This is a genomic window from Trinickia sp. NRRL B-1857 (assembly GCF_050470685.1).
GTDB lineage: Bacteria > Pseudomonadota > Gammaproteobacteria > Burkholderiales > Burkholderiaceae > Trinickia.
The window spans coordinates 2,517,629-2,543,373 of the sequence record NZ_JBFLUK010000001.1 but is presented as its reverse complement, the minus strand read 5'-3'; the positions used below and the strand labels follow the sequence as shown (position 1 = coordinate 2,543,373).

Here is a 25,745-nt window from a genome sequence, read left to right as displayed (position 1 = left end):
ACACTCACCTCCATTCGCGTGCCGCTTGCTTGCTTGCTTCGCGGCCGCTCGACACGGAGGAACGCCTCGATGAAGCCGACCATTCGCGAAATCGACCATGTCGTCATCCGCGCGACCGATCCGCCGGCCTTAGCGCGTTTTTACTGCGAAGCGCTCGGATGCACGATCGAAAAGGAGCAGGCGGACATTGGCCTCACGCAATTGCGCGCGGGGCGCTCGATGATCGATCTGTTGGCGGCGGGCTCCTCGATCGATCGCGCCGAAAGCGGCATGCCGGGTGCGGGGCGCAACATGGATCACTTGTGTCTGCGCGTGGAACACTACGATGCGGCGCAATTGACTGCGCACTTGACCGCTCACGGCGCGCGAATCGGCCCGGAAGGCCGGCGATACGGCGCCGACGGCTATGGCCAATCGCTTTATCTATTCGATCCCGAGGGCAATATGGTCGAACTCAAGGGGCCGCCCGAAAGGACCCGCGCAACGGGCCTGTAGCTTCAATCGCTCGAAGCCGGGGCGAGTCGGCCACCGGGCCTACGCGTTTGCGCGCGCCTTCAGCACGGTTCTTTGCAACTCGATCGGGTCGGCGCTCTCGCTGCCGAGCCAAGCGGAACCGTCCTGCAAAGTGAATTGGAGACGCATCGTCCGTTCGGCCAATTGGGCGAGCGCGTCGCCCACGCCGTCGGCAAGCGACCAGACTTCCAAGTTGCGCAGGCGGTCGACCTTCCCGCGCAGTGCCTCCCACCAAATCTGCGACGTGCGGCCGCCGTAAGCGATCACGGCAACGCGCTCGGCTCGGCCGCTTGCCTTGGCAAGACGTCGATCGTCGGGCTGCCCGACTTCGATCCAGGTTTGAATCGCACCCGTCAGATCTTTTTCCCACAGATCGGGCTCGTCCGTATCGGATAGACCCTTGGCGAGTTCGAGCCGCTCGCTCGCAAAAAACGCGAAGGCCGCCAGACGCACCATCATGCGCTCGTCAGTCTCGGAAGGATGTCGAGCAATGGTCAGCGAGTGATTGCCGTAGTAGTGCCGATCCATATCTGCGATTTGCAGTTCGGCTTTGTAGATCGTCGATTTGAGGGCCATGCGGCTCGGAAGTGCTCGTCGTTAGCGCGAATCGTTCGCGGGGAGGAGACGGGCGATGCGCACGCCCGCTCCCGGCGCGTGATGATATCGAAAAACGAGCGGGCCAACGACAAGCGGCCCGGTACAGACACCGGGCCGTCGTCCAATCGATGAATCGACCACGAAGCGTCGACGCAGAGGATGCGATCCATTCACGCGACGGCCTACGCGCGAGCGAAATTCGCTCGCGCCGCCGCGACGCGGATACTCGACGCTAAATTAGCGTTATTGCTTGATGAATTCCGCGTGGGTCCATAGACCCTCGGTATCCTGGTTCCCCGCATTCACGAATTCGACGTCCCGCCCAACGACGCGCACGACTCGGAAATCGGCATGCTCGGGGGCAGACAAGCATTGGAATCCGGAGAAGAATTCCTGCATCTTTTGTCGTTCGCCCGCTTGCGCGTGCTGATAAGCGGCATCGAGCTTATCTTTCGATAAGCACCCGTATGCATTCGCCTTGAATTGGAACGTCTGTTGAGGCTTCAGGACATCGTCCTGCGCTTGCGCGATCGTCGCGGCGGCGCTGAGCCCCACGATCATCAAAAGCATGCCGGCTCGCTTTTTCATTTCTGCCTCCATGCGGGTTTTTACGTAGGTTAGCTATGTATTTAAAGGCAATACAAAACCCGCGGATTTCAGCCTAGAACATGCGTGTAAAAGCTCAAGCACATTTTGTGTGCACTTGCAAAAGCGACGGATTGTCGCACCGGTTTTTCGCCTTCGAACAGATGCGCTTTGACTCGGCGGGAAGCCTTGACCGGTGGGCCCGCAGGCGACCCGTAAGGCGGCATACCCGCATGCCGCAAGGCTCCGCGCTGGCCGCGCGACACCCTTCGAAAACGAATTAAGCCGTTTAATAAATCGGAAATTTCATTTTGCCGCGGCGCACATAAAGATCTTTTGGCGCGCAGCGGAAAAATGCGTAATAACGGTTTAGCTACAGGACAAAAAGGATGCCTGGTGCCGAGGTGCTCGGCAACGCGTCAAAGCCCAATATACCGATGAATGCGCGCGGCCCCACGAAAGGCGCACGACCGATCGCGCGAGGCGGGCGCCATGCGCTTAGAATGAATCTCACGTTCTGAGCTGACGCCATATACCGGCACGGGAGACTCATCGTGATCGAACGCGTGATTTTGGGTGTGTTTCTCGTTCTGCCGCTGTTGATCGTGGCTTTTCTGTTTTCCGACGAACTGTGGCAGGACCACGTGCGGCAAGCGCGCGATCCGGCGTCGCGTCGCGTCGATTGGCGGCATCCGCTGCGCAGCCTATTGCATCGGCATTGATCGGCGGCCGCCTTCTCTTCCTTCCTCCTTCATCCGTGCGCACCCGCGTGACGGGCGCGGGGGCTCGTCGCTCGAGGCTTGGCCCGCAATCGCGCGATGCTTAGGATCCCTGATCTTTCCCCGAAAGCCCGACCGGCATGATCGGCCGGCCTCTATCGATCAACGGGTTTACGCGGGGCAGACATAAAAAAGGGACATTGCGCTCGATCAAATTCGGGGCAGGGGCCCCGTTTTATCGTCGCTGGTTCCGCCCCATCAATTGTCATACTTAAAAGAATTCGGTCTCGATCGACTTCCAACTCTCTCGTCATTAAAAACGTTTTCATCCGATAAATCACTTAAGGCTTTTTACGGATGTGCCGTTCACGGGCCATGTGACCGGTGCTATCGGGGATGGCACCCGCGGACGGTGAGAGACGTCCTTTAATTGAGGTAGCAAAATGAACTTTTCCCACATGAAAGTGGCGAGCCGATTGGGAGTTGGCTTTGCGCTGGTGTCGATGCTGCTTGCGGTCGTGACGGCATTTGCGCTCCTGCGTATGTCCGAACTCGAAAGCGCGATGATCGATATCACCGATGTCAATGCCGTCGAGGCGACCTTGGCGAACCGGTTGGACGAGAGCATCTCGAACCGAGCGCTCGCGTTGCGCAATCTGATTTTGTTGCAGGCGGATCAGCAAGACCAAGTGGCGATCGAATCCCACCGTTTCGACGACGAAACGGCGATCTACGACGCCAGCCGCGAAAAACTCGCGCAGATGTTCGCTACGCCGGGCACGATGCCGAGCGAAACCACCTTGCTGACTCAAATCGGCGAGCAAGGGAATCTCGCACTCCCCTTGATGCGTCGGGCAAAGGAGTTGGCCCTCGCGGGCAAGCGCGACGAGGCTTATCACCTGCTGCGTTTCGAGTTGCGGCCGATTCAAGCCAAATGGTGGGGTTACGTGCGTCAGTTGCGCGATCTGGAGCATAAGCAGAACGACGCGCTGACGGTCGATGCCAAGGCATCGTACGCGACGGGCCGTATCTGCATCTTGGGGCTTGCGGTGGTGGCGCTCATCGTCAGCATCGTGTCGGCATGGCTCATCACGCGGGGCATCCTCGCGCAACTCGGCGGCGAGCCCGCCGATGCGGCCGACGCCGCCGATCGCGTCGCGGCCGGCGATTTGACGACCGAGGTGTATGTAAAGAGCGGCGACGGCACGAGTCTCATGCATGCGATGAAGACGATGCGCACAAGCCTCGTCGGCATCGTCAGCCAAGTTCATATCAGCACGGGTGCGATCGCCTCGGCCGCGGGCCAGATTGCGAGCGGCAACCTCGATTTGTCCTCGCGCACGGAAGAGCAGGCGGCCTCGCTCGAGCAAACCGCCGCGTCGATGGAAGAACTGACGGCGACGGTCAAGCGCAACTCCGAGCACGCACGCCAGGCCAACGAACTCGCGGCGTCGGCGTCGCACGTGTCGGAACGCGCCGGCAGCGTCGTGTCCGAGGTCGTGCAGACGATGGGCGCGATCAACGATGCGTCGCAAAAGATCGTCGAGATCATCGCCGTGATCGACGGCATCGCATTCCAGACCAACATCCTCGCCCTGAACGCGGCCGTCGAGGCGGCGCGTGCCGGCGAGCAAGGCCGCGGTTTCGCCGTCGTCGCAGCGGAAGTGCGTTCGCTCGCTCAGCGCTCGGCTACAGCCGCCAAGGAGATCAAGGCGCTGATCGGCGGCTCGGTCGAACAAGTGCAATTGGGCAACCGCCTCGTGGACGAAGCGGGCTCGACCATGCGCGAAGTGGTGGGCAGCGTCAAACGCGTCACGCTCATCATGGGCGAGATCATGAGTGCGAGCGAAGAGCAGGCCACGGGCATCGAACAGATCAACCAGGCACTGACGCAGATGGACCAGGTCACGCAGCAAAACGCCGCGCTCGTCGAGGAAGCCGCCGCTGCCGCCGAATCGATGCGCGAGCAGGCCGGTGCGCTCGTCGAAGCCGTCAGCGTATTCAAGCTGCGTGAGGGCGGGGCGGACGGCCACATGCGCAGCCGGCCAGCGTCCGCGCGCGGCAGGTCCTCGGCGGGCGCCTTGCTCGCCTATGAGCCGGCCTGATTCGATTCGACGATCTCGGCCCATAGGGCAAACGTTTGCAGATAAAAACGATGGAAAGACAATCCATGGAAGACCACAGGTCGGCTTGCGGCGCGCAGCAGTGTGCCGCGCCTCTTGCACAGGACGAGCACGTGCGTTACGTGCATGCGCCCGATGCGCCCGTCAACGTCTTTCGACATATCGGCGTGATGACCGACCAAGCTCGCGCGCTGCAATTCGGGCATGCGCCCATGACGTTTTGGCTGACGGGGCTGAGCGGCGCCGGCAAGTCGACGATCGCATTCGATTTCGAGCAGCGGCTCAGACAGGCGCGGCGTCCGTGCGTCGTGCTCGACGGCGACGATCTGCGCAGCGGCTTGAGCCGCGATTTGGGCTTCACGGAGCGCGATCGGCGTGAAAACATCCGCCGTACCGCCGAAGTCGCTCGCATGATGAACGACGTGGGCCTCGTCGTCGTCACCTCGCTCGTCTCGCCGTTGCGCGACGACCGCGGCGTGGCGCGCGACATCGTCGGCGAGGCCCGCTTCGTCGAGGTGTACGTGAGTACGTCGCTGCAAGTGTGCGAGGCGCGCGATCCCAAGGGGCTCTATCGCAAGGCGCGTAGCGGCGAGCTGCCCCAATTCACGGGCGTGAGCGCACCGTACGAGACGCCGCTCGCGCCGGCTTTGACGGTCGATACCTCGCAACTGCAACCCGGCGGCGCCGTGGCGTTGTTGCTGGCGTATTTGACGCGTCGCGACGCGGCTGAAGGAGACGGCAATGTCAACGGATGACGCGATCGGTCCCGCGCCGCAGGCTTACGACGTATTCAACGGCGATGCCGACGGCCTATGCGCCTTGCACCAATTGCGAATGGCGAGTCCGCGCGACGCGCAATGCGTGACGGGCGTGAAGCGCGAGATCGGCCTATTGTGCCGGGTGCCGCCGAAAGCCGGCATCGACGTGACGGTATTGGACATCTCGCTCGATGCGAACGTCGATGCACTAGCCGTGCTGCTCGATGCGGGCGCGCGCATCGACTATTACGACCACCATGCGGCGCGCCGTGCCTTCCCTCACCCGAAGCTGCACCTGCATTGGGACGATTCGCCGCGTGTCTGCACGAGTCTGATCGTCGACCGCGCATTGGGTGGGCGCTATCGGCCCTGGGCGATCGTGGGGGCCTTCGGCGACAACCTCGATGCACTCGCGGCATCGCTCGCGCAAGCGCAAGGCTTCGCCGAGCATGAAATCGAGTCGCTACGGACGTTGGGGCGTGCGCTCAACTACAACGCGTACGGCGAGACGATCGACGATCTTCATATTCGTCCCGATGTCCTGTACCGCGCGATCCGACCGTTCGTCGATCCGTTGGCATTCGTACGCGGCGCACCCGAGTTCTCGCGACTCGAGCGCGGCTATCGAGAGGATTTGGCGCATGCCGATGCGCTCGTGCCTTATCGAAGCAGCGACGCAGGCGCGGTCTACCTGCTGCCGAACGCGCCGTGGGCGAGGCGCATCTCGGGCACCTTCGCGAATCGGCTCGGCGACGAGTGCGGCGATCGATCGTTCGCCGTCCTATCGGCGCGCGCCGACGGCTCGTATTGCGTCAGCATCCGGTCGGCGCACCCCGATGGGCGGCCGGCTAACGTGTTGTGCGAGGGCTTCGAGGGCGGCGGCGGGCGACGGGCAGCGGCGGGCGTCAACGCGCTGCCGGCGGCGAGCCTCGATGCGTTCGTCGAGGCATTTTTCAACTATTTCGTAACGGAAGCATGCGGCCCACGCCGTCGCATCGAAGTTAGAAGCCAGTAATAAGAAGTGAGGATTCAAAGATGAGCATCGAACGAGACCGCGTACGACCACGGCCGGTATTGATGATTCCGCTGCGCCGTTGCGGCAGCCATGCGTTGCGGTTGAGACTGAATCTCAGTCCCGAGTTCTATTCGCCCTATCCGCTGCACATCGTCGATTTCATGCCGATCGTGCCGTTGTACGGCAACCTCGAGGACGATCGCGCCTACTTCCGCTTAGTGAGCGACGTCGTCGGTTTGCAAGCGGCCAGCATGGTCAAGTGGCCCGGCATCGTCTTCGATCCTGTGGATATCTTCGAGGCGATTCGCAACGAGCCGCGCAGCGTCCACCGGATCGTATGGGAGCTGCTGCTGCGCGCCGGCGAGCAACACGGTGCGCGGGTGGTGATGGACAAGTCGCTCGACAGCGTGCACTACGCCGATTCGCTGATGCGGCAATTTCCGGACATGCTGTTTTTGAACGTCGTGCGCGATCCGCGTGCGCAGATCGCATCGATGAACAAGGCGATCATTCACGACTTCGATACGCTGCTGAACACGCACACCTGGCTCGAAGCGCATCGCGCGGCCGATGCGGTTCTGACTGAGTATCCCGAGCGGACGATGACGATCCGCTACGAAGACTTTTTGGCCGACGAGCCGGCCGTTCTCAAACAAATCTGCGCGTTCTTCGGCATCGCGTTTTTGCCGAGCATGGTAGACGTTTCGCGTTCGGAGGAAGCGCGGCAGATTTCGCGCATGTCGGCCCTGTGGTCGACCAATTGCTTCGCGCCGATCGCCGCCAATATCGACAAGTACAAAAAGGTCTTGTCGGTGGACGAGATCGCGGTAATCGAAACGCTGACGAGCGATTACCTGCGGCGTTATGGCTACGAGCGCATGACGGAGGCGACGGCTACGATCGACGCTGCCGCGTTCGAATCCGCGCGGCTTGCTTCCGATGCAGCGCGCGAGCGGGCTTGGGAGACGCTGGAGCGAACCAATTTCCGCGACTTCGCCTTGCGTCGTCATCGCGCCGAATATCTGGCTGCGGTACGCGCACGGATGGAGCAATGCGCGCAAGCGCGTACGCGGCGATCGGACTCGGCACCCGTCAAGCTGGACGAGTTGAGCGAGGCGTTCGAAGTGACGGACTGACGATCCGCCGTCTTCCAACGCAACGCTACCTAAACGAAAGCACCGAGACCTGCCGCATGCATCGATGCGCGCAATGCGCGCATGGGTGCTGACGGACGGCCGTGCAACCTGAGAGAAATCATTTCATGCCGATCGCATTCACCTTGCAGACGCAGATCGCGCTTGCCTTGCTATCGGGCCTATCGATCGGCTTCGCGCTGGGGCTCATCGGCGGCGGCGCCGGGACGTTGTCGGTGCCGCTGCTTCTGTATGTCGTCAAAGTCGGCGACCCGCACGTCGCCATCGGTACGACAGCGGCCGCCATCGCCGCCACGGCGCTCGTCAACCTCGTCTCCTATGCTCGAGCGGGCCTCGTGCGTTGGCGCACGAGCGTCGTCTTCGCCACGGCGGGCGTGGGCGGTGCGTTTGCCGGATCGCGCTGGTCGCTGCATGTGGACGGCGGTGCGATGATGCTGCTGCTCGCGACGATCGTCGCGATCGTCGCCGTGCTCATGCTCTTGCGCACCCAGCCGGCATCCGCATCGTCGACGGCGCCGGCCCTGGCGAGCCGAGGCTTCGCCACGGCCGGCGCGGGCGCTTGCGTGGGCGGGGTCGCGGGATTTTTCGGTATCAGCGGCGGATTTTTATCGGTCCCGGCGCTGCACATCATCGCGCGCGTGCCGATGCTCGAGGCTGTCGCCTCTTCGCTCGTGTCGGTCGTCGTATTCGGTACCACGACGGCGGTCAATTACGCGGCCGCAGGCAAGGTCGATCTGCCGCTCGCCGCCGCGCTGGTAGCGGGCGGCGTGGTCGGCGGCCACGGCGGGATTCGCGTTGCGAAGGCCATTGCCGTCAAGGGCCACGCGCTGCGGCGCGTTTTCGCGGCCCTGCTGCTTCTCATCGCCGCTTATATTGCTTACCGAAGCATGCGCTAGCCGCGCTGCGCAACTCAAATCTCATCATCGAATGCAAAGAGAACGATCATGTCTACCCTCCTTTATCCCGCCGACGCGCCTAGCGCCTCGATAGCGGCGCCGCGCATGGACCACCTCGACTGGCTCGAGGCGGAATCGATCCACATCCTGCGCGAGCTCGTGGCCGAATGCAGCAAGCCGGCGCTGCTGTTCTCGGGCGGCAAGGATTCGGTCGTCGTGCTGCATCTGGCGCTGAAAGCGTTCGGCCTCGGCGCCCAGCGCAAGACGACGCTGCCGTTTCCGCTCGTGCACATCGACACGGGCCACAACTACCCGGAAGTGATCGATTTTCGCGATCGCCGCGCGGCGCAGATCGGCGCGCAGCTCGTGGTCGGTCACGTCGAGGATTCGATCGAGCGCGGCACGGTGCGGCTGCGCCGCGAGACCGATTCGCGCAACGCGGCGCAAGCGGTGACGCTGCTCGAGACGATCGAGCAGCACGGCTTCACGGCGATGATCGGCGGGGCGCGCCGCGACGAAGAGAAGGCGCGCGCCAAAGAGCGCATCTTCTCGTTTCGCGACGAATTCGGCCAATGGGATCCGAAGGCGCAGCGTCCCGAATTGTGGAGCCTGTACAACGCGCGTCTGCACAAGGGCGAACACCTGCGCGTGTTCCCGATTTCGAACTGGACCGAACTCGACGTGTGGCAATACATCGCGCGCGAAGGGCTCGAGCTGCCCTCGATCTACTACGCGCATGAACGCGAGATCGTGCGCCGGGGCGGTCTGCTGGTGCCGGTCACGCCGCTCACGCCGATGCGCGAGGGCGAGCAAAGCGAAAACGTGCTCGTGCGCTTCCGTACCGTGGGCGACATCAGCTGCACGTGCCCCGTCGAATCGGACGCCGACGACGTGGAGAAGATCATCGCCGAGACGGCGGTGACCGACATCACCGAGCGCGGCGCGACGCGGATGGACGATCAGGCGTCCGAGGCCGCGATGGAACAGCGCAAGAAGCAAGGCTACTTCTGAAGCCCGGCACCCGAACAATCGAAGACGGAATCGAGAACATGAGTACTCCTCATCAACCGGCAGACCTCGGCGTGCTGCGTTTCATCACGGCGGGCAGCGTCGACGACGGCAAGAGCACGCTGATCGGGCGCCTGCTTTACGACAGCCGCGCCGTGCTGTCCGACCAGCTCTCGGCGCTCTCGCGCGCGAAGAACAAGCGCACGGTGGGCGACGAGATCGATCTTTCGCTGCTGACCGACGGCTTGGAAGCCGAGCGCGAGCAAGGCATCACGATCGACGTGGCCTATCGTTACTTCGCCACGGCGCGCCGCAAGTTCATCATTGCCGACACGCCGGGGCACGAGCAATACACGCGCAACATGGTGACGGGCGCGTCCACGGCGCATGCGGCGATCATCCTCGTGGATGCGACGCGCGTGACGAAGACGCCGGACGGTCAAACGGTGCTGCTGCCGCAGACGAAGCGCCACAGCGCGATCGTGAAGCTGCTCGGCTTGCAGCACGTGATCGTGGCGATCAACAAGATGGATCTCGTGGATTACAGCGAGGCGCGCTTCAACGAGATCCGCGACGCGTACGTCGAATTGGCGCGACAGTTGGGCATTGCGAACGCGCGCTTCGTGCCGGTGTCGGCGCTCAAGGGCGACAACATCGTGCAGGCGAGCGAGCGCATGCCGTGGTATGCGGGCGAGCCGCTCTTGGACGTGCTCGAAGCGCTGCCGGTGGCGCAGCCCACGGGCGAGGCGTTGCGCTTCCCGGTGCAGTGGGTGGCGCGTCAAGACGGCTCGAGCGCGGACGACTTCCGCGGCTATATGGGCCGGGTGGAAGCGGGCGAGGTGCGCGTGGGCGATACGATCGTGGTGCTGCCGGCGGCGCGCGAAGCGACGGTGGCCGAGATCATCGCGCCGGTGCCCGGCGGCACGGCGCAAGTGGACCGGGCGTTTGCGGGACAGACGGTGACGATTCGTTTGGCCGAGGACGTGGACGTCTCGCGCGGCGATACGTTCGTGGCCGCGCAAGAGGCGCCGCAGCCGTCGAAGAAGCTCGAGGCCGATCTGTGCTGGTTCGACGAAGAACCGCTTTCCACGCAGCGAAAGTATCTGCTCAAGCAAACCACCAATACGGTGTTCGCGCGTATCGGCTCGATACAAGAAATCCTCGATGTCCATACCTTGTCGACGATGAGCGACATACGCAACTTCAAAATGAATGACATTGGGCGTGTCACTGTGACGCTGCAAAAGCCGCTCGTGTGCGATACCTATGATGCACACGCCGCGACGGGCGCATTCGTATTGATTGACGAGGCCACGCACCATACGGTTGCGGCGGGGATGATTCGTGCGATATGTGAATAAACTATATTGCTGAAATCGAAATAATCAGTGTGGACATTTCGCCACGTTAAACAAAAAGTTCATAAACGGCCTGGGGAAATCGGCAAGAATTCGCCCCGGCGTTACCGCTACTAACTAACAAAGACCACTCAAGAGAAATGATGAATAAACGTATTCTCGTGGCTGCCGTGCTTGGCAGCATCGGTGTTGCCGCCCACGCGCAAAGCAGCGTTACGCTGTACGGTTTGATCGACGCTGGCGTGAGCTACGTCAACCATGCCGGGGCGAACTCCAAGAGCCTGTACAAGTACGACGACGGCGTTGCGCAAGGCAGCCGTTGGGGTATCAAGGGCAGCGAAGATTTGGGTGGCGGCCTGAAGGCGATCTTCACGTTGGAAAACGGCTTCAACAGCGGTAACGGTACGCTGGGCCAAAACAGCCGTGAGTTCGGCCGTCAAGCTTTCGTCGGTCTCGCGAAGGACGGCATGGGTTCGGTGACGCTCGGCCGCCAGTACTCGCTGTCGACGGACGTGCTGTCCAACTACACGACGGGTGGCAACACCGTTGCAGGCAACTACGCCTACCACATCAACGACCTCGACCAACTGACGTCGAGCCGTATCGACAACTCGATCAAGTTCCAAAGCGCGAACTTCTCGGGCGTGACGTTCGGTGCGTTGTACGGCTTCTCGAATCAAGCCGGCGCGTTCGCCGGTGCACAGGGCACGGGTGCGACGAACTCGGGTGGCTCGGCTCGCTCGTATAGCTTCGGCGTGAACTACGCAGCCGGCCCGATTGGCGTGGGCGCGGCCTACACCGACATCCGTTTCCCGAGCCAGCAAGCGGGGATCACGACGTCGATCTCGAACGCGACGGTGCCCGCGAACATCAAGGAATTGCGCACGTTCGGCGTGGGCGCTCGCTACCTGATGGGCCCGGCGGCGTTCTGGGCATTGTGGACGAATACGCGCCTCGTGCAGTCGCCGGGCACGGGTTCGACGAACCTCGTGTTCGACGCCTATGAAGCAGGTGCGAAGTACTCGTTCACGCCGGCTCTGACGGCAGGTCTGGGCTACACGTACATGCACTTGGCCGATCTGACTTCGGGTCACTTCAACCAAGTGGACCTGAGCCTCGACTACGCGCTCAGCAAGCGTACCGACGTGTACGTGCTCGGCATGTACCAAGACGCTTCGGGCACGAACGCCAGCGGTGCACCGCTGCAAGCGCAAGTCGGCGATTCGACGAGCTACTTCGGCCCGTCGGGCAGCAACTCGCAATCGCAAATCGCCGCGCGCGTGGGTATTCGTCACAAGTTCTAATGAACGTGTGAGCGGTAGACGGCGGTTGCCGTCTACCGAATGCAAAAAAAAGGGGCGCCACGAGCGCCCCCTTTTTTTCAATGCGAATCCGTTATTTGCTGAGCTCGTACCCGACGACGCCGCCTGCCACCGCGCCGCCCACGGTGCCTAGCGTGCTGCCGTGCGTCAGCTTATTGCCGGCGACACCGCCGACAGCCGCGCCGCCGAGCGTGCATCCCGTCAACAGCGCAAGCGCGGCCGCGCCGGCCACGCAAACAAATCTTAGTCGTCCTAATCGATTCATGATCGTCTCCCATCGGCTCGACGTAGCGCGTCGACGCTCGATCGAGCCCCATGTAAGGTTGCGATAAGCAAACGATCACAACGCAAGCTTCGTGCCGGGGCGCGGCACCCATCCGTCTTCGGCTTGACGGGGCGAGAAAACGGCGGTGATGCCGGAACTACGCGGCTCGGTGGACGAGGTCGTTCAATCCGGCGAAGTCGAGGATCCGCACTTCCTTTCCATGCACTTGAATGAGTCCTTGCTTTTGAAACCGCGACAGCGTCCGGCTGACCGTCTCGAGCTTAAGACCGAGGAAGCTGCCTGTCTCCTCGCGGGTCATTCGAAGCACGAATGCGCTTGCCGAATACGACCGTGCTTGCCAGCGGCTCGATAGATCGAGCAAGAACGCGGCGACGCGCTCATCGGCCGTCATCGTGCCGAGCAGCATCATCGAGTTGCTTTCGCGCACGAGCTCGGCGCTTAGCATACGAAACACGTGGTGCTGGACGGCCTTGACCTCACGCGTCAGCAACTCGAGCAGATCGAACGGCATGACGCAGACGCTGCTGTCCTCGAGGGCGACAACATCGCTCGCGTAGTGATCGTTAGCGATGCCGTCCACGCCGAGCGACTCTCCCGACACATAGAAGCCTGTCACTTGCTCGCGTCCGTCGGCCAATAGCGTCACCTTCTTGAACGAGCCCGTGCGGACCGCGTATAGATTGGTGAAGACGTCGCCGAAGCGATATAGCGCCTCGCCTTTCTTGACATGCCGGTAGCCCAGCACCAAGTCTTCCATTTGCTGCGAGCACGCGAGCTCGTCGGGATTCACGGCGCACACGGGCCTGAGCGAACAGCTCTTACAGGAAGACGAAGTTCCGCCCACAAGCGACCGAGGACGCGCCACCGGCTCCGGGAAGATCTCGATGGGCGCACTACCCTGAGTGGCCGCGTTCTGTTTTCCGGGGCTGCCGAACATTCGTATTCTCCTGTTGCATCGATAAACGCGACCGTACTCATCGTCTGTAGACGAGCGTCGTGTAGGCGAATTCGTACGCGGGTGTAGGGGAATACCTACATAAACCGCTCGAGCCTGCGACAACGGCCGTTACGGCTAGCTTCTTGCGTCGCGGCCGTTTTGTCACGCGTATGCGGCGCGGCCAACGGTCGCATGACGGGATGGTAGGCCAGGCAAGGCGATATCGGACATGATCCAAATCAAATCGCATGTCACGCGCATCTGTTGTAATTGCGCGGTTTTGGCGATCGAGTCGCTGATGAGGCCTTAAGGCCGCGATTCGAATGCGTGCTCTTGACGCATGCCGTGCTTCCGTTTTCGTCTGCATTGATTAGAATCGACGGCACAGCTACGAAAAGATGCATTGCCGTTCCGGTCCGCACCGCTGCAAGCCAAGGGCTAGACGCCGTCGGCGCGCCGTATATCGTTCGTGTCCCCGGAGACGATGACGTGATGCTTAAAAGAAAAATCGGTGCTGTGGTTTTCACGGCGCTTCTCGGGGTGGCCGCTCACGCGCAAGACGCGCAAACCGAGCGGGCGCCCGATACCATGCAAGCCCGTGTGTTGGCGTGCGCCGCCTGCCATGGCGCGCAAGGCCAAGGCACCGACAACGACTATTTTCCACGGTTGGCGGGCAAGCCGGCGGGGTATCTGTACAACCAGCTCGCCGCGTTTCGCGACGGGCGGCGCCAGTACCCGCCGATGAACTACCTGCTCGCCTACTTGCCCGATACCTATCTGCACCGGATCGCGGAATACTTCGCGGCGCAGCGTCCGCCCTACCCGCCTCCCGTAACGGCAGCCGTGGCCGCCCCGCTGCTGGCGCGCGGCGAGCAACTCGTGAAGTCGGGCGATCCGAGCAAGCAGATCCCCGCCTGCGCGGCTTGCCACGGCGCGGCGCTCACGGGCATGGAGCCGGCGATTCCCGGATTGCTCGGGTTGCACGCCGACTACATCAGCGCCCAGCTCGGCGCATGGCGCTACGGCACGCGCAAATCGCTCGCACCCGACTGCATGCATGAAGTCGCCTCGCGTTTGACGAACGACGACATCACGGCCGTTGCCGCGTGGCTCGCGGCTTCGCCGGGTGCGGCCAATCCCGCGTTCGCCTCGGCGGGAAGCTTGAAGATGCCGCTGCGTTGCGGCAGCGAACCGCAATGACGGAGTCTTTCGTGCCAGCCATCCTTTCTTTTTCACGCTCCCTCGCACGCGTGGGCGCGGGCCTCGTCCTTGCCGCATCGAGCGCACTCGCATTTGCTCAAGGCCCCACCTCGGACATCGTCAAACAAGGCGAGTATCTAGCGCGCGCGGGCGATTGCATCGCGTGTCATACGCAACCCACCGGCAAGCTGTTCGCCGGCGGCCGGCCGATGCCGACGCCGTTCGGCACGCTCTACTCGCCCAACATCACGCCCGACACCGAGACCGGTATCGGCACGTGGACGGCCGACGAGTTCTACCGAATGATGCACTCGGGCCGCTCGCGCGACGGCTCGCTGCTCTACCCGGCCATGCCTTACGGCGCATACACGAAGGTCACGCGCGCCGACTCCGATGCGATCTTCGCCTACCTTCGCTCGGTGCCGCCCGTGCGCCAGCCGAACCGGCCGCACGAGCTGCGCTTCCCTTACAACAACCGCGAATTGCTGCTCGGCTGGCGCACGCTCTACTTCCGCGAAGGCGAGTATCAGCCCGAGCCTACGCGCTCGGTGGAGTGGAACCGCGGTGCCTACCTCGTGCAAGGCCTCGGCCATTGCTCGATGTGCCATACCGCGATCAACGCACTGGGCGGCAGCTCCGAGTCCAAGGCGTTCGAGGGCGGCTTGATCCCGATGCAGGACTGGTATGCCCCGTCGCTGACGTCGAACAAGGAAGCCGGGCTCGGCGATTGGAGCATCGCGGATATCGCCGACCTGTTGCAAAAGGGCACTTCCAAGCGCGGCGCCGTCTATGGCCCGATGGCCGAAGTCGTCTACGACAGCTTGCAATACCTCTCGGATGACGACGTGAAGGCGATGGCCGTCTATCTGAAGTCGTTGCCGCAGCACGGCGGGGAAAGCCCGAACGGAAAGAGCGCAGTCTCAGGTGAAGAGCGCAACCTGCTCTCGCAACTGGGCTCGAAGATCTACGACGCCCAGTGCGCGACCTGCCACGGCAAGCATGGCGAGGGCAAGCTGCCCGACTTCCCGCCGCTCGCGAACAATCAGTCGATCCAAATGACGTCTGCCGTCAATCCGATCCGGATGGTGCTCAACGGCGGTTATGCGCCGGGCACCGCGAAGAACCCCTCGCCCTACGGTATGCCGCCGTTCGCGCAGTCGCTGTCCGATGAAGAAGTGGCGGCGGTCGTCACGTTCATTCGTACGGCGTGGGGCAATCACGGCACGCCGGTCGCGGCGAAGGACGCCAACGCGCTGCGCTCCGCACCGCTTTATTGAATCGAGGACGCCATGAATCCGAACAACGAGGCGCATCAAGGCGCCAACGACCCCGAGATGGAGCGGGTGGACGAAATCGTGCGCTCAGGGCCGGCGGGGGCTATCGCGGTGGCCGGTATCGCCACCGCCATCGTCGTGGCGCTCTGGTTCGCGTTTTACTTCCTGGTCTTTTTGCCGCGCGGCGTCATTCACTGAGCGAGCGACATGTCGAATACTCCTTCTTCCAGCCACGGCGGCAGCGCAGCGGTTGCGGCGCGCGTCGAGCGCAAATGGGCGGCGGTTGCCGTCGGCATCATCTTGTTGCTCGTTGCGATGGTCGTCTATACGGGCCTGCACTGGGCCATGATGCCGCCCTCGCGTGTCGAGACCATCGATCCCACGACACTGCACGTGTCGGGCGAATTCATCGAAAGCAATCTGGGCAGCGCGGTGGAGACCGATGGCTCGGTCACCGTGCGCATCGTCGCGCAGCAGTACTCGTTCACGCCTCAGTGCATCGTCGTGCCGGCTAATACGCCGATCACGTTCCGCGTGACGAGCGCCGACGTCGTGCACGGTTTCCTGATCGCCGATACCAATATCAATTCCATGGTCGAGCCGGGGTACGTCTCGACCTTCAAGACGAGTTTCGGAACGAGCGGCGAACACCTGATGCCGTGCCACGAATACTGCGGCACCGGCCACGAAGGCATGTGGGCGCACGTGAAGGTGCTCGATCGCGCCGCATTCGATACGCTCGCGGCCAACGCGCGGAGGCTTAGCTGTGCTCAATAACAAACGACTCGTACTGGCCCACTTCTGGTTCGCCTTCGCGACTTTCGGCGTTGCGCTGTTGCTCGGGGCCTGGCAGATGTACGTGCGCAGCCCGATGCATGCGTGGTTGCATGAGCCGGAGCTGTATTACCGCTCGGTCACGGCGCACGGCTCGGTCATGGGCTACGTGTTTCCGACCTTGATCGCGATGGGCTTCGGCTATGCGATCAGCGAGATGTCGCTCGATCAGCCGCTCGTCGGCAAGCGCTTCGCGTGGCTAGGATGGTGGCTCGTCGCCGTGGGCTCGGTGATGGCGGTGATTCCCGTCGCGCTCGGCCGAGCTTCGGTCCTCTACACGTTCTATCCGCCGATGGTCGGCAACGCGTTCTACTACATCGGCGTGGTGCTCGTCGTGGTGGGCTCGTGGATCTGGGTGGCGCTGATGTCGATCAATCTGCGCACCTGGAAGCGCGCGAACCCCGGCAAGCCGGTGCCGCTGGCGATGTTCGCTAACGTGGCCGGCTCGTATCTGTGGGCCTGGACGGCCGTGGGCGCCGCGATCGAGATTCTCTTTCAGATCCTGCCGGTCGCGCTCGGTCTCAAATCGACGATCGATTCGGGCCTCGCCCGCGTGTTCTTCTCGTGGACGCTGCACGCGATCGTCTACTTCTGGCTGATGCCCGCCTATATCGCCTACTACACGCTCGTGCCGCGCGCCGTCGGCGGCCGCTTGTACAGCGATGCGATGGCGCGCATCTCGTTCATCATGTTCCTCGTCATCGCGATGCCGATCGGCATTCACCACTTGTTCGCCGATCCGCAAGTCGGTTCGGGCTTCAAGTTTCTGCAATCGGTGTTCACGGCCCTGGTCTCGGTGCCGACGTTGCTGACCGTTTTCACGATCTGCGCCTCGGTGGAGATCGCGGGACGACTGCGCGGCGGGCGCGGCCCGTTCGGTTGGCTGCGCGTGCTGCCGTGGCACGAGCCGATGATGTTGGCCGTCGCGTTCTCGTTCGTCATGCTCGGCTTCGGCGGCGCCGGCGGGCTGATCAACATGAGCTACCAGCTCGACTCCACGATTCACAACACGCAGTGGATCACGGGCCACTTCCACCTGATCTTCGGCGGCGCGATCGTGATCATGTACTTCGCGATCGCCTATGAGTTGTGGCCGCAATTGACGGGCCGCGCGCTCACCAGCGTGAAGCTCATGCGCTGGCAACTGTGGCTCTGGTTCATCGGCATGATCGTGACGACCTTCCCGTGGCATTACGCCGGGATTCTCGGCATGCCGCGACGGATGGCCTACTTCGATTACAGCAATCCGGCGATCGCGCCGGAGGCGATCACGGTGGATATGTCGGTCGTGGGCGCACTGATCCTCGTGGTGTCTGCCGTGCTGTTCTTCATCGTATTGGCACGCGGCCATCGCGGCGCACCCGGCTCGCAGCCGAAGTTCGAATTCGCCACCGCGGTGCATCCGCCGACGACGCTACCCGTTGCGCTCAATAGCTTCGGCTTGTGGGTTGCGCTGATGATCGCGCTGACCGTCGTCAACTACGGCTATCCGATCGCGCAATTGGTCGCGCTCAAGCAAACGTCGGTACCGGCGATCTACATGGGAGGCCCGCGATGAGCAACGAACGCCTGTTCTCGCTGCGCAACCGCTGGTTTACCGTCAGCGTCGGGCTGACCGCGGGGGTCGCCATCGTTTCGATCCTAATCGGTTTCATCTGGCTGCCTTCGGTGCAAACCGATTCGCAGTTCACGGGAATCTGGAACGCGATTTGTAGCGCGGCCGGCGTGCCGCAGCAGTGGTTCGTATCGACGCCCGTCACCTCGAAGGTGAAGACGAGCGAGGTCGTCGTCACCCCGACGATGTTCGAACACGCCGACGCACTCTCGATCGGACGCGGTGCGACGCTCGCGCTGCGCTGCTCGATGTGCCACGGCCCGCAGGGCGTCAGCCAAGCGAACTCGCCGAATCTGGCGGGCCAGTACGAGACCGTCATCTACAAGCAGCTCAAGGACTTCGCGAGCGGCGCGCGGACGAACGCGGTCATGAGCCCGATGGTGGGCACGCTGTCCGATCAGGACATGCGCGACCTCGCCGCGTACTACGCCAGCTTGCCGAAGCTCGTGGGCTATCACCCCGCGAACCAGCCCGTGCCGGAAATCGTCGCGACCGGTTCGCCGATGCGCAACATCGCGCCTTGCGCGTCGTGTCACGGCGCGGCCGACCACAAGACCGGTGCGCCCTGGCTGGAAGGAGAACCGGTAGCCTACATCCGCGCGCAACTGCAAGGATTCAAGGCGGGCGATCGTCACAACGACATCGGCGAGCAGATGCGCAATGTCGCCAGGCAAATGACCCCGGCCGAGATCGACGCGGCGGCACGCTACTATTCGAGCCAGCCTTAACGCTCGCATCGATCGATACGAACGCGACGCTTGGGTGCCGAAACCGGCTCCAAGCGTCGCGTTTTGTTTTGGGGCGCAGCCGAGTCGTCAAATGATCGACGACGCTTTGACCATCATCGCGATTGCGATGAGGCCGGCGAATACGGCAAAGCCGCGCTGGATGTGAGCACCGCTTAGGCGCTTAGCGATCAGGCGTCCGCCCAGCATGCCCGCGATCGCACCCGCGGTGAACGGCAGCGCGGTGGTCCACGCCATGTGGCCGCTAACGCTTGCGGCCACGACACCCGACGTCGATACGAGCGCGATTACGGCGAGCGACGTGGCCACGATGCCTTCGATCGGAATGTCGGAGATGCGCCGCAGCGCCGGAACGATGACGAACCCTCCGCCCACCCCGAGCAATCCCGACAGCAATCCGGCGATCGCGCCGGAAAACGTGAGCGCGCGAGCGCATGGCATCGTCCAAGCGAGCTTGCCGCGGACTTCGTCGATATGACAAGGGGCCGGCGTCGTGCGCGCGGGCCGGCTCGCCTGCCCGCGCGAGCGCTGCTGCAAGAACATGCGCGCCGCCACGTAAAGCAGCACGAGCGCGAAGAGCAGCATGAGCGGCGCATTGGGTACTCGGCGGGCGAGCGACAAGCCGAGCGGCGAGACGATGGCGCCCGCGCCGGCCATCAAGGTGGCGGCTTTGTAGCGCACGCGCCCTTCGCGTAACGCGAGCAACGCGCCGAGCGCGGCCGCGATGCCGACGGCGGCCAAGCCGATCGGCCCGGCCGTGGCGACGTCGAGCTTGAGCCCGAACACGAGGAGCGGGACGGCGACGATGCCGCCGCCCGCGCCCGTCAACGCGAGAATCAAACCGACGAGCGAGCCGAGCGCGGCGCTGATTGCGTGCGGATCCGTCATAGTCGCACCGCCCCGTCAAACCGACGTTTTAGTGAGCCACTCGCGGGCCTTGAGCATGCCGTTCCAGTAGAACCACGGCAACAGCTTGGCCTTGAGCAGCCAGCCGAAGGTGCTGGGCCGGGTCGGATCGAGCGGGAACGAAGGCAGCAGTTTGCCGCCGTAGCCGAATTCGGCGAGCACCACCTTGCCCCGCTCGACCGTCAGCGGGCAGGCACCGTAGCCGTCGTAGCGGCGCGGCATAGGGAGCCCCGCGCGCATGGCGAGCAGATTCTCGGCGACGACGACCGCTTGCTTGCGCGCGGCGGCGGCCGTCTTGGCATTCGGCGCCGAGCAGACGTCGCCGAGCGCGAACACGTTTGCATAGCGAGGATGCCGCAGCGTGGCGTGATCCACCTCGCACCAGCCCGCCGCATCGGCGAGTTGACTGTCGCGGATGAAATCGGGCGCGACCTGCGGGGGCACGACGTGAATCATCTCGAACGGCTTGGTGACGCGCGAGACGACGCCCTCGGCGTTCGTCACGTCGAAATGCGCGACCTTGGCGGGCCCGTCGACCGCGACGAGATTCGAGCTGAACGCGAGATTGGCGCGGTAGCGCGTGACGTATTTCATGAGCGACGGCACGAATGCGGCAACGCCGAACAAGACGGCGCCGGCCGTGTTGAATTCGACGTTGATGCGATTGAGTACGCCCGCGCGTCGCCAGTGATCGCACGCGAGGTACATCGCTTTTTGCGGCGCGCCCGCGCACTTGATCGGCATCGCCGGTTGCGTGAACAGCGCCGAGCCGCTTTGAATCGAGCGCACGAGATCCCACGTGTACGGCGCCAAGTCGTAACGATAGTTCGACGTCACCCCATATTTGCCCAGTGCTTGCTCGAGCCCTTCGATGCGCTCCCATGCGAGCCGCAACCCCGGCGCGACGACGAGGTCGCGATACGGCAGCGTCTGCCCGTTGTCGAGCCGCAAGCGGTTCTCGGTGGGCTCGATCCGCGTGACGGCGGCCCGGATCCAGGTTGCGCCTTTGGGAACGACTTCGCTCATCGGGCGGCGCGTGCGTCGCACGTCGAACAGCCCGCCACCGACGAGGGTCCAAGCCGGTTGGTAATCGTGCGTGTCGCGCGGATCGACGATGGCGATTTTCAGGCCGCTTTGGCGGCGCAGCAGGCTCGCCGTCACGGCGATGCCGGCCGAGCCGCCGCCGATTACGACGATGTCGAACGTGCTGTCCCAGGTACAGGCGGGTGCGACGGTCGGCGCGGCTTCCACGGGCTCGGCGGTATTCGCCATCCGGTACAGCGCGGCCGAACGGTTGCCCGTGCGGCAGTAAGCGAGGATCGGTTTCGGCAGCGTTTGCATGAGGCGGCCGAATTCCTGCGCTTGCTCCGGCGCAATGCGGTCGGGTTCGGCCGGGAGATAAGCGAACGCGAGCCCCGCACGTTCGGCCGCTTCGCGTACGGCTTGCGAGGTAGGCTGCGTGGGGCCGCCTTCGCCGTCGGGGCGATTGCAGATCACGGAGCGATAGCCCGCGGCTGCAATCGCCGGAAGATCCTCGGGGGCGATCTGGCCGCTCGTCGAGAAGGTTGGATCGTGTCGCACGAATTGCGTCGCCATCTACGAATCTCCCAATCAGGTACGCGCGGCAATGCGGCGCGTGTAAATCGAATGAAGCGCCATTCCCGCGAGCATCGCGAGAACGAAAAACCAAGCTTTAGGCTGACCGCTCGAGGCGGCGACGAGCGCGGGGCCCGGGCAGAAGCCGGCGAGTCCCCAGCCGATGCCGAACATCGCGCTGCCGGCAATGAGCGGGCGATCGAGGCCGGTGGCGGCCGGCCACGACATCGGCGCGCCGAGCAGGCTCGTGTTGCGACGGCGGGCGAGCGCGAAGGCCAGCGCCCCGATGGCGACGGCGCCGCCCATCACGAACGCGAGCGATGGATCCCACCGTCCGGCCAGATCGAGAAACCCGAGGACTTTCTCGGGATCGGCCATGCGAGAGACGATAAGGCCGAGGCCGAACAGCAAGCCGGCGGCGAACGCGGAGAGAGCGAGCATGTTAGAGGTGCTTGAGAGCAAATACGGCGAGGAACCCGAACGTCATGAAGGTGGCGGTCGCGGCGAACGATCGCTTGGAACTGCGCGAGATGCCGCAGACGCCATGGCCGCTCGTGCAACCCGACCCCAGCCGCGTGCCGAAGCCGACCAGCAAGCCGGCCGCGATCAGCGTCGGATTCGACGCCGCGACGACGATGTCGGGCATGGGTTGCAGCATTCGCCACAGCCACGGTGCCGCGCCGAGTCCGACGAGAAAAGCGAGCGGCGAGGCGCGATCGGCCGTAGCCGTATCGATGAGGCGGCCGAGCATGCCGCTAATGCCGGCGATACGGCCGTTCAGCAACATATAGAGCGCCGCGGCCGCGCCGATCATGAGCCCTCCCGCCACGGCGGAGGCGGGCGTAAAGTGCAACGCGTCGATGTTCATGCGAACTTGCCTTTGGCCTTGCCGCAAAACAGTTCCGACAACGTCTGCATGACGCGCACGACTTCGTGGCTCGCCAGGCTGTAATAGATGTACTTGCCTTCCCGCCGCGCCGCGACGAGCCCTTCTTCGCGCAGGACGCCCAAGTGTTGCGAAAGGCTAGGCTGACGCAGCCCGACACGCGCTTCGAGTTCGCCGACGTTTTGCTCGCCGGCGGTAAGTTGACACAGCAGCAACAAACGATCCTCGTGGGCCATCGCTTTGAGTAGCGCGCAGCATTGCGCCGCGGATTCGCGCAGCTCTTCCCAGTTTTGTGCACTAAGCTGATCTTGCATCTGTGCCCCACGCTACCTAACAATATGTTGACCGACATTATATGAATGGATATATTGAGTGGCAACATACTTTTTGAACCGAGGCATGACGATGCATCCTTGCGTAGAGCCGTTCTTCGATACCGCGACTTCCACCTTCACCTACGTCGTTTTCGCGGGCGATGGGACGCCGGCAGCTATCATCGATTCGGTGCTCGATTACGACCCGAAGTCGGGCCGGACGTCGACGCAATCGGCCGATCGGGTGATCGCATTCGTGCGCGAGCACGGCCTACAAGTGCAATGGGTGCTGGAAACGCATGCGCATGCCGATCATTTGTCGGCCGCGCAGTATCTGAAGGCTCGGTTGGGCGGCACGATCGGGATCGGCGAGCAGATCCGTACCGTTCAGCACAAGTTCAAAGACGTGTTCAATTTGGGATCGGACGTGGCCGAAGACGGCGCGCAGTTCGATCACCTTTTCGCCGACGACGAGATTTTTTCGATCGGCACCCTCGAGGCGCGCGCGATCCACGTGCCGGGGCATACGCCGGCCGATATGGCCTATCAGGTGGGCGACGCCGTATTCGTCGGCGACACGTTGTTCATGCCCGATGTCGGCTCGGCGCGTTGCGATTTTCCCGGGGGCGATGCGCACCTGCTCTATCGCTCGGTGCAAAAGCTGCTATCGCTGCCTGCGCGCACGCGCTTGTTCATGTGTCACGACTACCCGCCCGCCTCGCGCGAGCCGCGCTGCGAAACCAGCGTCGAGGAAGAGCGTCGCGGGAACGTCCATTTGCATGAGGGCGTGTCGGAGAACGAGTTCGTCGATATGCGACTCGCGCGCGACCGCACGCTGTCGATGCCGGTGCTTATTTTGCCTGCCGTGCAGGTCAATATTCGAGCGGGCGACATGCCTCCCCCCGAATCGAACGGCGTTCGCTATCTGAAGATTCCGCTCAACGCGCTTTGATCGGTTTCACACTTCGCACTGGATACTTCGCCCGCATTATTTGCGGGCGAGGCGCACGAGCGGCCGTTCGTTGGCAGTGAGGCCGATCAGTCGCGATAGCTTGCTTTGCTCGGCCGCGATATCGGCCAACGTGAATTTGTCCAGCACCTCGAAATAAGCCCGCAGCGCGCTGCCGAGCACGCCGCGCAGGCCGCAGGCAGCCGTGATGACGCATGCGTTGCCTTCCGTGTCGAAGCACTCGACCATCCGGAAATCCGGCTCCATCGTGCGCACCACGTCGCCCACCGTGATGCGCGACGCCGGCCGCCCGAGTTTCAATCCCCCTGTCCTGCCGCGCGTCGTGCTCAAGTAACCGGCTCGCCCCAGCGCGTGCACGATCTTGACGAGATGCCCGCGCGCGATGCCGAGGGCTTCGGAAATCTCGCCGATCGTGACGAGCTCGTCCGAACGAACGGCCGCGTACATCAGCACGCGCAAACTGTAATCGGTGAAGTCCGTGAGTCGCATAGCGCACCTATAAAGTCGATCGATTGTATATCTTTTAGGCGTGCCGATGCCCTGCCCGCACCGTCGCAGCGCGCGCTCGCGTACGAATCAGATCGAAAGATTGCTGACATACATCAAGTTTCCGATGCTCGCCGGTTCGATAATGATCGAGGGTCGGCAAGAGACACGGTACGTCCACGAGAACGAATATGTCAGCAAATCCGCAGCGCGGCTGCGAAATCCCGGACGGTGGCGAGCACACCGGCGATGCACGCTCGGCCGATATCGAACTATCGGAGGCGTTGATTCGCCGCTTCGACAACGCGGGACCGCGCTACACCTCTTACCCCACCGCCGATCGCTTCTCGGCCGAGTTCGACGAAGCTGCCTATCGCGGTCACCTCGCGCAGCGCGCACAAGCCGTCACGAAGCCGCCGCTCTCGGTATACGTGCATCTGCCGTTTTGCGAGTCGCTTTGCTACTTTTGCGCCTGCAACAAGATCATTACGCGCGATCACAGCCGCTCGGTCGAATATCTCGACTATCTGCTGCGCGAGATTGCGATGGTCGCGCCCGAGATGGGAAGCGCGCGGCATGTCTCGCAGTTGCATCTGGGCGGCGGTACGCCGACGTTTTTCACGATCGACGAACTCGGCCGGCTAACGGACACATTGCGTCGTCACTTCGATTTCGCCGCGAACGCCGAACTCGGCGTCGAGATCGATCCGCGCACCGTCACGGCCGATACGTTGTCGCAGTTGGCCTCGCTCGGCTTCAATCGAACGAGTTTCGGCGTACAGGATTTCGATCCGGCCGTGCAACAAGCCGTCAATCGCATTCAGCCGCTCCCCATGGTCGAACGCGCGTTGAAAGCCAGCCGCGATGCCGGCTTCGAATCGATCAACGTCGATCTTATCTACGGGCTGCCGCGGCAATCGGTCGCAAGCTTCGATCGCACGCTCGACGAAGTCGTGCGGCTCGCCCCCGACCGCATCGCCCTTTACAACTACGCGCATCTGCCGAGCCGCTTCAAGGCCCAACGGCTGATCGACGCGAGCGAGTTGCCGCTTGCCGAGGACCGCCTGCGCATCTTTATGCGAGCGACGCATCGTCTACTCGACGCGGGCTACGTCTATATCGGCCTCGATCACTTTGCAAAGCCGGACGACGAATTGAGCCGTGCGCTCAGAGCGGGCAGCTTGCACCGGAATTTCCAGGGCTATACGACGAAAGCCGAATGCGACCTCGTGGGTTTCGGCGTATCGGCGATCGGCAAAATCGGCCGCAGCTATTGTCAATCGACGCGATCGGTGAAGACCTATTACGAACGCTTGGACGAGGGCAAGCTGCCGGTGGAGCGCGGTTTGACCTTGTCGGCCGACGATCTCCTCAGACGCGAAGTCGTCATGACGTTGATGTGCAGCGTGCCGTTGGAATACCGCGCGATCGAGGCGCGCCACGGCATCGACTTCGCACGCTACTTCGAAGGCGAGCTGAAGGCGCTTGCACCGCTTGCCGAAGCCGGACTCGTGCAATTGAGCGACGACGCGATTCGGATCTTGCCGAAGGGGCGCTTATTCGTACGCGCCGTCGCGATGACGTTCGACAAATACCTCGGACGGCCTAGCGCGGCTTCGTATTCGAAATTGATTTAGACCGACGGAG

Annotated in this window: 28 protein-coding genes; 18 read left to right on the top strand and 10 right to left on the bottom strand. The window is 63.1% G+C overall.

The window, feature by feature from the left end:
- Positions 1-69 precede the first annotated feature (69 nt).
- Positions 70-495 carry a VOC family protein gene (locus AB1286_RS11345; protein WP_430363377.1) on the top strand — a complete coding sequence of 142 codons (426 nt, stop codon included), beginning with the start codon at positions 70-72 and terminating at the stop codon, positions 493-495.
- Positions 496-534: 39 nt separating this feature from the next.
- Here the strand turns inward: AB1286_RS11345 and AB1286_RS11340 are convergent, their stop codons facing one another.
- Together AB1286_RS11340 and sap1 are read right to left on the bottom strand one after the other, a co-directional pair.
- Entirely contained in the window at positions 535-1,089 is a 555-nt protein-coding gene (locus AB1286_RS11340) for a YaeQ family protein (protein ID WP_430363376.1), read from the bottom strand.
- A 264-nt stretch (positions 1,090-1,353) separates the two neighbouring features.
- Positions 1,354-1,698, bottom strand: coding sequence for a surface attachment protein Sap1 (sap1, locus tag AB1286_RS11335; RefSeq protein WP_430363375.1), 345 nt, complete (start codon positions 1,696-1,698; stop codon positions 1,354-1,356).
- Positions 1,699-2,249: 551 nt separating this feature from the next.
- Here sap1 and AB1286_RS11330 point away from each other — a divergent pair.
- The 9 genes from AB1286_RS11330 (at position 2,250) to AB1286_RS11290 (ending at position 12,030) form a co-directional block, all read left to right on the top strand.
- Entirely contained in the window at positions 2,250-2,417 is a 168-nt protein-coding gene (locus AB1286_RS11330; RefSeq protein WP_430363374.1) for a hypothetical protein, read from the top strand.
- 440 nt (positions 2,418-2,857) lie between these two features.
- Entirely contained in the window at positions 2,858-4,519 is a 1,662-nt protein-coding gene (locus AB1286_RS11325) for a methyl-accepting chemotaxis protein (RefSeq protein WP_430363373.1), read from the top strand.
- 65 nt (positions 4,520-4,584) lie between these two features.
- A complete protein-coding gene (cysC, locus tag AB1286_RS11320; RefSeq protein WP_430363372.1) occupies positions 4,585-5,292 on the top strand; it encodes an adenylyl-sulfate kinase in 708 nt (235 codons plus the stop codon).
- Positions 5,279-6,310 carry a hypothetical protein gene (locus AB1286_RS11315; protein ID WP_430363371.1) on the top strand — a complete coding sequence of 344 codons (1,032 nt, stop codon included), beginning with the start codon at positions 5,279-5,281 and terminating at the stop codon, positions 6,308-6,310. Before cysC ends, AB1286_RS11315 begins: the two co-directional genes overlap by 14 nt.
- Positions 6,311-6,330: 20 nt before the next feature.
- Entirely contained in the window at positions 6,331-7,446 is a 1,116-nt protein-coding gene (locus tag AB1286_RS11310) for a sulfotransferase family protein (RefSeq protein ID WP_430363370.1), read from the top strand.
- A gap of 125 nt (positions 7,447-7,571) precedes the next feature.
- Positions 7,572-8,360: a sulfite exporter TauE/SafE family protein gene (locus AB1286_RS11305; RefSeq protein WP_430363369.1), complete on the top strand. Its 789-nt coding sequence runs from the start codon at positions 7,572-7,574 to the stop codon at positions 8,358-8,360.
- Positions 8,361-8,408: 48 nt separating this feature from the next.
- Positions 8,409-9,371, top strand: coding sequence for a sulfate adenylyltransferase subunit CysD (gene cysD / locus AB1286_RS11300; RefSeq protein ID WP_430363368.1), 963 nt, complete (start codon positions 8,409-8,411; stop codon positions 9,369-9,371).
- A gap of 38 nt (positions 9,372-9,409) precedes the next feature.
- A complete protein-coding gene (locus tag AB1286_RS11295) occupies positions 9,410-10,729 on the top strand; it encodes a sulfate adenylyltransferase subunit 1 (protein ID WP_430363367.1) in 1,320 nt (439 codons plus the stop codon).
- A 140-nt stretch (positions 10,730-10,869) separates the two neighbouring features.
- Positions 10,870-12,030, top strand: coding sequence for a porin (locus AB1286_RS11290; protein WP_430363366.1), 1,161 nt, complete (start codon positions 10,870-10,872; stop codon positions 12,028-12,030).
- A 91-nt stretch (positions 12,031-12,121) separates the two neighbouring features.
- Here AB1286_RS11290 and AB1286_RS11285 read toward each other — a convergent pair whose 3' ends face one another.
- Positions 12,122-12,313 carry a glycine zipper 2TM domain-containing protein gene (locus tag AB1286_RS11285; protein WP_430363365.1) on the bottom strand — a complete coding sequence of 64 codons (192 nt, stop codon included), beginning with the start codon at positions 12,311-12,313 and terminating at the stop codon, positions 12,122-12,124.
- A gap of 157 nt (positions 12,314-12,470) precedes the next feature.
- The gene (locus AB1286_RS11280) at positions 12,471-13,271 is read right to left on the bottom strand and encodes a helix-turn-helix domain-containing protein (protein ID WP_430363364.1); all 801 of its coding nucleotides are present in this window, start codon (positions 13,269-13,271) and stop codon (positions 12,471-12,473) included.
- Between the two features lie 588 nt (positions 13,272-13,859).
- Here AB1286_RS11280 and AB1286_RS11275 point away from each other — a divergent pair.
- The 6 genes from AB1286_RS11275 to AB1286_RS11250 are packed head-to-tail and all read left to right on the top strand — an operon-like array spanning position 13,860 to position 18,922.
- Entirely contained in the window at positions 13,860-14,471 is a 612-nt protein-coding gene (locus AB1286_RS11275; protein WP_430365040.1) for a c-type cytochrome, read from the top strand.
- Positions 14,468-15,748 (top strand): c-type cytochrome, encoded by a 1,281-nt coding sequence (locus AB1286_RS11270; protein WP_430363363.1) that lies wholly within the window; start codon positions 14,468-14,470, stop codon positions 15,746-15,748. Before AB1286_RS11275 ends, AB1286_RS11270 begins: the two co-directional genes overlap by 4 nt.
- 12 nt (positions 15,749-15,760) lie before the next feature.
- Positions 15,761-15,943 carry a hypothetical protein gene (locus tag AB1286_RS11265; RefSeq protein WP_430363362.1) on the top strand — a complete coding sequence of 61 codons (183 nt, stop codon included), beginning with the start codon at positions 15,761-15,763 and terminating at the stop codon, positions 15,941-15,943.
- A 9-nt stretch (positions 15,944-15,952) separates the two neighbouring features.
- On the top strand, positions 15,953-16,522 hold the full coding sequence (locus AB1286_RS11260) for a cytochrome C oxidase subunit II (protein ID WP_430363361.1): 570 nt from the start codon (positions 15,953-15,955) through the stop codon (positions 16,520-16,522).
- The gene (locus AB1286_RS11255; protein ID WP_430363360.1) at positions 16,512-18,137 is read left to right on the top strand and encodes a b(o/a)3-type cytochrome-c oxidase subunit 1; all 1,626 of its coding nucleotides are present in this window, start codon (positions 16,512-16,514) and stop codon (positions 18,135-18,137) included. Before AB1286_RS11260 ends, AB1286_RS11255 begins: the two co-directional genes overlap by 11 nt.
- Positions 18,134-18,922 carry a c-type cytochrome gene (locus AB1286_RS11250; protein WP_430363359.1) on the top strand — a complete coding sequence of 263 codons (789 nt, stop codon included), beginning with the start codon at positions 18,134-18,136 and terminating at the stop codon, positions 18,920-18,922. Before AB1286_RS11255 ends, AB1286_RS11250 begins: the two co-directional genes overlap by 4 nt.
- Before the next feature lie 87 nt (positions 18,923-19,009).
- Here the strand turns inward: AB1286_RS11250 and AB1286_RS11245 are convergent, their stop codons facing one another.
- The 5 genes from AB1286_RS11245 to AB1286_RS11225 are packed head-to-tail and all read right to left on the bottom strand — an operon-like array spanning position 19,010 to position 22,642.
- Entirely contained in the window at positions 19,010-19,828 is an 819-nt protein-coding gene (locus AB1286_RS11245; RefSeq protein WP_430363358.1) for a sulfite exporter TauE/SafE family protein, read from the bottom strand.
- 15 nt (positions 19,829-19,843) lie between these two features.
- On the bottom strand, positions 19,844-21,442 hold the full coding sequence (locus AB1286_RS11240; RefSeq protein WP_430363357.1) for a beta-lactamase hydrolase domain-containing protein: 1,599 nt from the start codon (positions 21,440-21,442) through the stop codon (positions 19,844-19,846).
- 15 nt (positions 21,443-21,457) lie between these two features.
- Positions 21,458-21,883, bottom strand: a complete 426-nt coding sequence (locus AB1286_RS11235; protein ID WP_430363356.1) for a DUF6691 family protein — start codon at positions 21,881-21,883, stop codon at positions 21,458-21,460.
- A gap of 1 nt (position 21,884) precedes the next feature.
- Positions 21,885-22,310 (bottom strand): YeeE/YedE family protein, encoded by a 426-nt coding sequence (locus tag AB1286_RS11230; RefSeq protein WP_430363355.1) that lies wholly within the window; start codon positions 22,308-22,310, stop codon positions 21,885-21,887.
- On the bottom strand, positions 22,307-22,642 hold the full coding sequence (locus AB1286_RS11225) for an ArsR/SmtB family transcription factor (protein ID WP_430363354.1): 336 nt from the start codon (positions 22,640-22,642) through the stop codon (positions 22,307-22,309). The genes AB1286_RS11230 and AB1286_RS11225 overlap by 4 nt, the downstream gene beginning before the upstream one ends.
- 91 nt (positions 22,643-22,733) lie before the next feature.
- On the opposite strand from AB1286_RS11225, the gene AB1286_RS11220 reads away from it, so the two are divergent.
- Positions 22,734-23,594 (top strand): MBL fold metallo-hydrolase, encoded by an 861-nt coding sequence (locus AB1286_RS11220; RefSeq protein ID WP_430363353.1) that lies wholly within the window; start codon positions 22,734-22,736, stop codon positions 23,592-23,594.
- A gap of 36 nt (positions 23,595-23,630) precedes the next feature.
- Here the strand turns inward: AB1286_RS11220 and AB1286_RS11215 are convergent, their stop codons facing one another.
- Positions 23,631-24,101 (bottom strand): Rrf2 family transcriptional regulator, encoded by a 471-nt coding sequence (locus AB1286_RS11215; protein ID WP_430363352.1) that lies wholly within the window; start codon positions 24,099-24,101, stop codon positions 23,631-23,633.
- A gap of 188 nt (positions 24,102-24,289) precedes the next feature.
- Between AB1286_RS11215 and hemN the strand changes: the two genes are divergently transcribed.
- Positions 24,290-25,735, top strand: coding sequence for an oxygen-independent coproporphyrinogen III oxidase (gene hemN, locus AB1286_RS11210; protein ID WP_430363351.1), 1,446 nt, complete (start codon positions 24,290-24,292; stop codon positions 25,733-25,735).
- The last annotated feature ends 10 nt before the right edge of the window (positions 25,736-25,745 follow it).

Excerpts from the sequence above, each read along its gene's own strand:
- AB1286_RS11345 (WP_430363377.1), top strand. The coding sequence starts at position 70 with ATGAAGCCGACCATTCGCGAAATCGACCATGTCGTCATCCGCGCGACC.
- AB1286_RS11340 (WP_430363376.1), bottom strand. The coding sequence starts at position 1,089 with ATGGCCCTCAAATCGACGATCTACAAAGCCGAACTGCAAATCGCAGAT.
- sap1 (WP_430363375.1), bottom strand. The coding sequence starts at position 1,698 with ATGAAAAAGCGAGCCGGCATGCTTTTGATGATCGTGGGGCTCAGCGCC.
- AB1286_RS11325 (WP_430363373.1), top strand. The coding sequence starts at position 2,858 with ATGAACTTTTCCCACATGAAAGTGGCGAGCCGATTGGGAGTTGGCTTT.
- cysC (WP_430363372.1), top strand. The coding sequence starts at position 4,585 with ATGGAAGACCACAGGTCGGCTTGCGGCGCGCAGCAGTGTGCCGCGCCT.
- AB1286_RS11315 (WP_430363371.1), top strand. The coding sequence starts at position 5,279 with ATGTCAACGGATGACGCGATCGGTCCCGCGCCGCAGGCTTACGACGTA.
- AB1286_RS11310 (WP_430363370.1), top strand. The coding sequence starts at position 6,331 with ATGAGCATCGAACGAGACCGCGTACGACCACGGCCGGTATTGATGATT.
- AB1286_RS11305 (WP_430363369.1), top strand. The coding sequence starts at position 7,572 with ATGCCGATCGCATTCACCTTGCAGACGCAGATCGCGCTTGCCTTGCTA.
- cysD (WP_430363368.1), top strand. The coding sequence starts at position 8,409 with ATGTCTACCCTCCTTTATCCCGCCGACGCGCCTAGCGCCTCGATAGCG.
- AB1286_RS11295 (WP_430363367.1), top strand. The coding sequence starts at position 9,410 with ATGAGTACTCCTCATCAACCGGCAGACCTCGGCGTGCTGCGTTTCATC.
- AB1286_RS11290 (WP_430363366.1), top strand. The coding sequence starts at position 10,870 with ATGAATAAACGTATTCTCGTGGCTGCCGTGCTTGGCAGCATCGGTGTT.
- AB1286_RS11285 (WP_430363365.1), bottom strand. The coding sequence starts at position 12,313 with ATGAATCGATTAGGACGACTAAGATTTGTTTGCGTGGCCGGCGCGGCC.
- AB1286_RS11280 (WP_430363364.1), bottom strand. The coding sequence starts at position 13,271 with ATGTTCGGCAGCCCCGGAAAACAGAACGCGGCCACTCAGGGTAGTGCG.
- AB1286_RS11275 (WP_430365040.1), top strand. The coding sequence starts at position 13,860 with ATGCAAGCCCGTGTGTTGGCGTGCGCCGCCTGCCATGGCGCGCAAGGC.
- AB1286_RS11270 (WP_430363363.1), top strand. The coding sequence starts at position 14,468 with ATGACGGAGTCTTTCGTGCCAGCCATCCTTTCTTTTTCACGCTCCCTC.
- AB1286_RS11265 (WP_430363362.1), top strand. The coding sequence starts at position 15,761 with ATGAATCCGAACAACGAGGCGCATCAAGGCGCCAACGACCCCGAGATG.
- AB1286_RS11260 (WP_430363361.1), top strand. The coding sequence starts at position 15,953 with ATGTCGAATACTCCTTCTTCCAGCCACGGCGGCAGCGCAGCGGTTGCG.
- AB1286_RS11250 (WP_430363359.1), top strand. The coding sequence starts at position 18,134 with ATGAGCAACGAACGCCTGTTCTCGCTGCGCAACCGCTGGTTTACCGTC.
- AB1286_RS11245 (WP_430363358.1), bottom strand. The coding sequence starts at position 19,828 with ATGACGGATCCGCACGCAATCAGCGCCGCGCTCGGCTCGCTCGTCGGT.
- AB1286_RS11240 (WP_430363357.1), bottom strand. The coding sequence starts at position 21,442 with ATGGCGACGCAATTCGTGCGACACGATCCAACCTTCTCGACGAGCGGC.
- AB1286_RS11235 (WP_430363356.1), bottom strand. The coding sequence starts at position 21,883 with ATGCTCGCTCTCTCCGCGTTCGCCGCCGGCTTGCTGTTCGGCCTCGGC.
- AB1286_RS11230 (WP_430363355.1), bottom strand. The coding sequence starts at position 22,310 with ATGAACATCGACGCGTTGCACTTTACGCCCGCCTCCGCCGTGGCGGGA.
- AB1286_RS11225 (WP_430363354.1), bottom strand. The coding sequence starts at position 22,642 with ATGCAAGATCAGCTTAGTGCACAAAACTGGGAAGAGCTGCGCGAATCC.
- AB1286_RS11220 (WP_430363353.1), top strand. The coding sequence starts at position 22,734 with ATGCATCCTTGCGTAGAGCCGTTCTTCGATACCGCGACTTCCACCTTC.
- AB1286_RS11215 (WP_430363352.1), bottom strand. The coding sequence starts at position 24,101 with ATGCGACTCACGGACTTCACCGATTACAGTTTGCGCGTGCTGATGTAC.
- hemN (WP_430363351.1), top strand. The coding sequence starts at position 24,290 with ATGTCAGCAAATCCGCAGCGCGGCTGCGAAATCCCGGACGGTGGCGAG.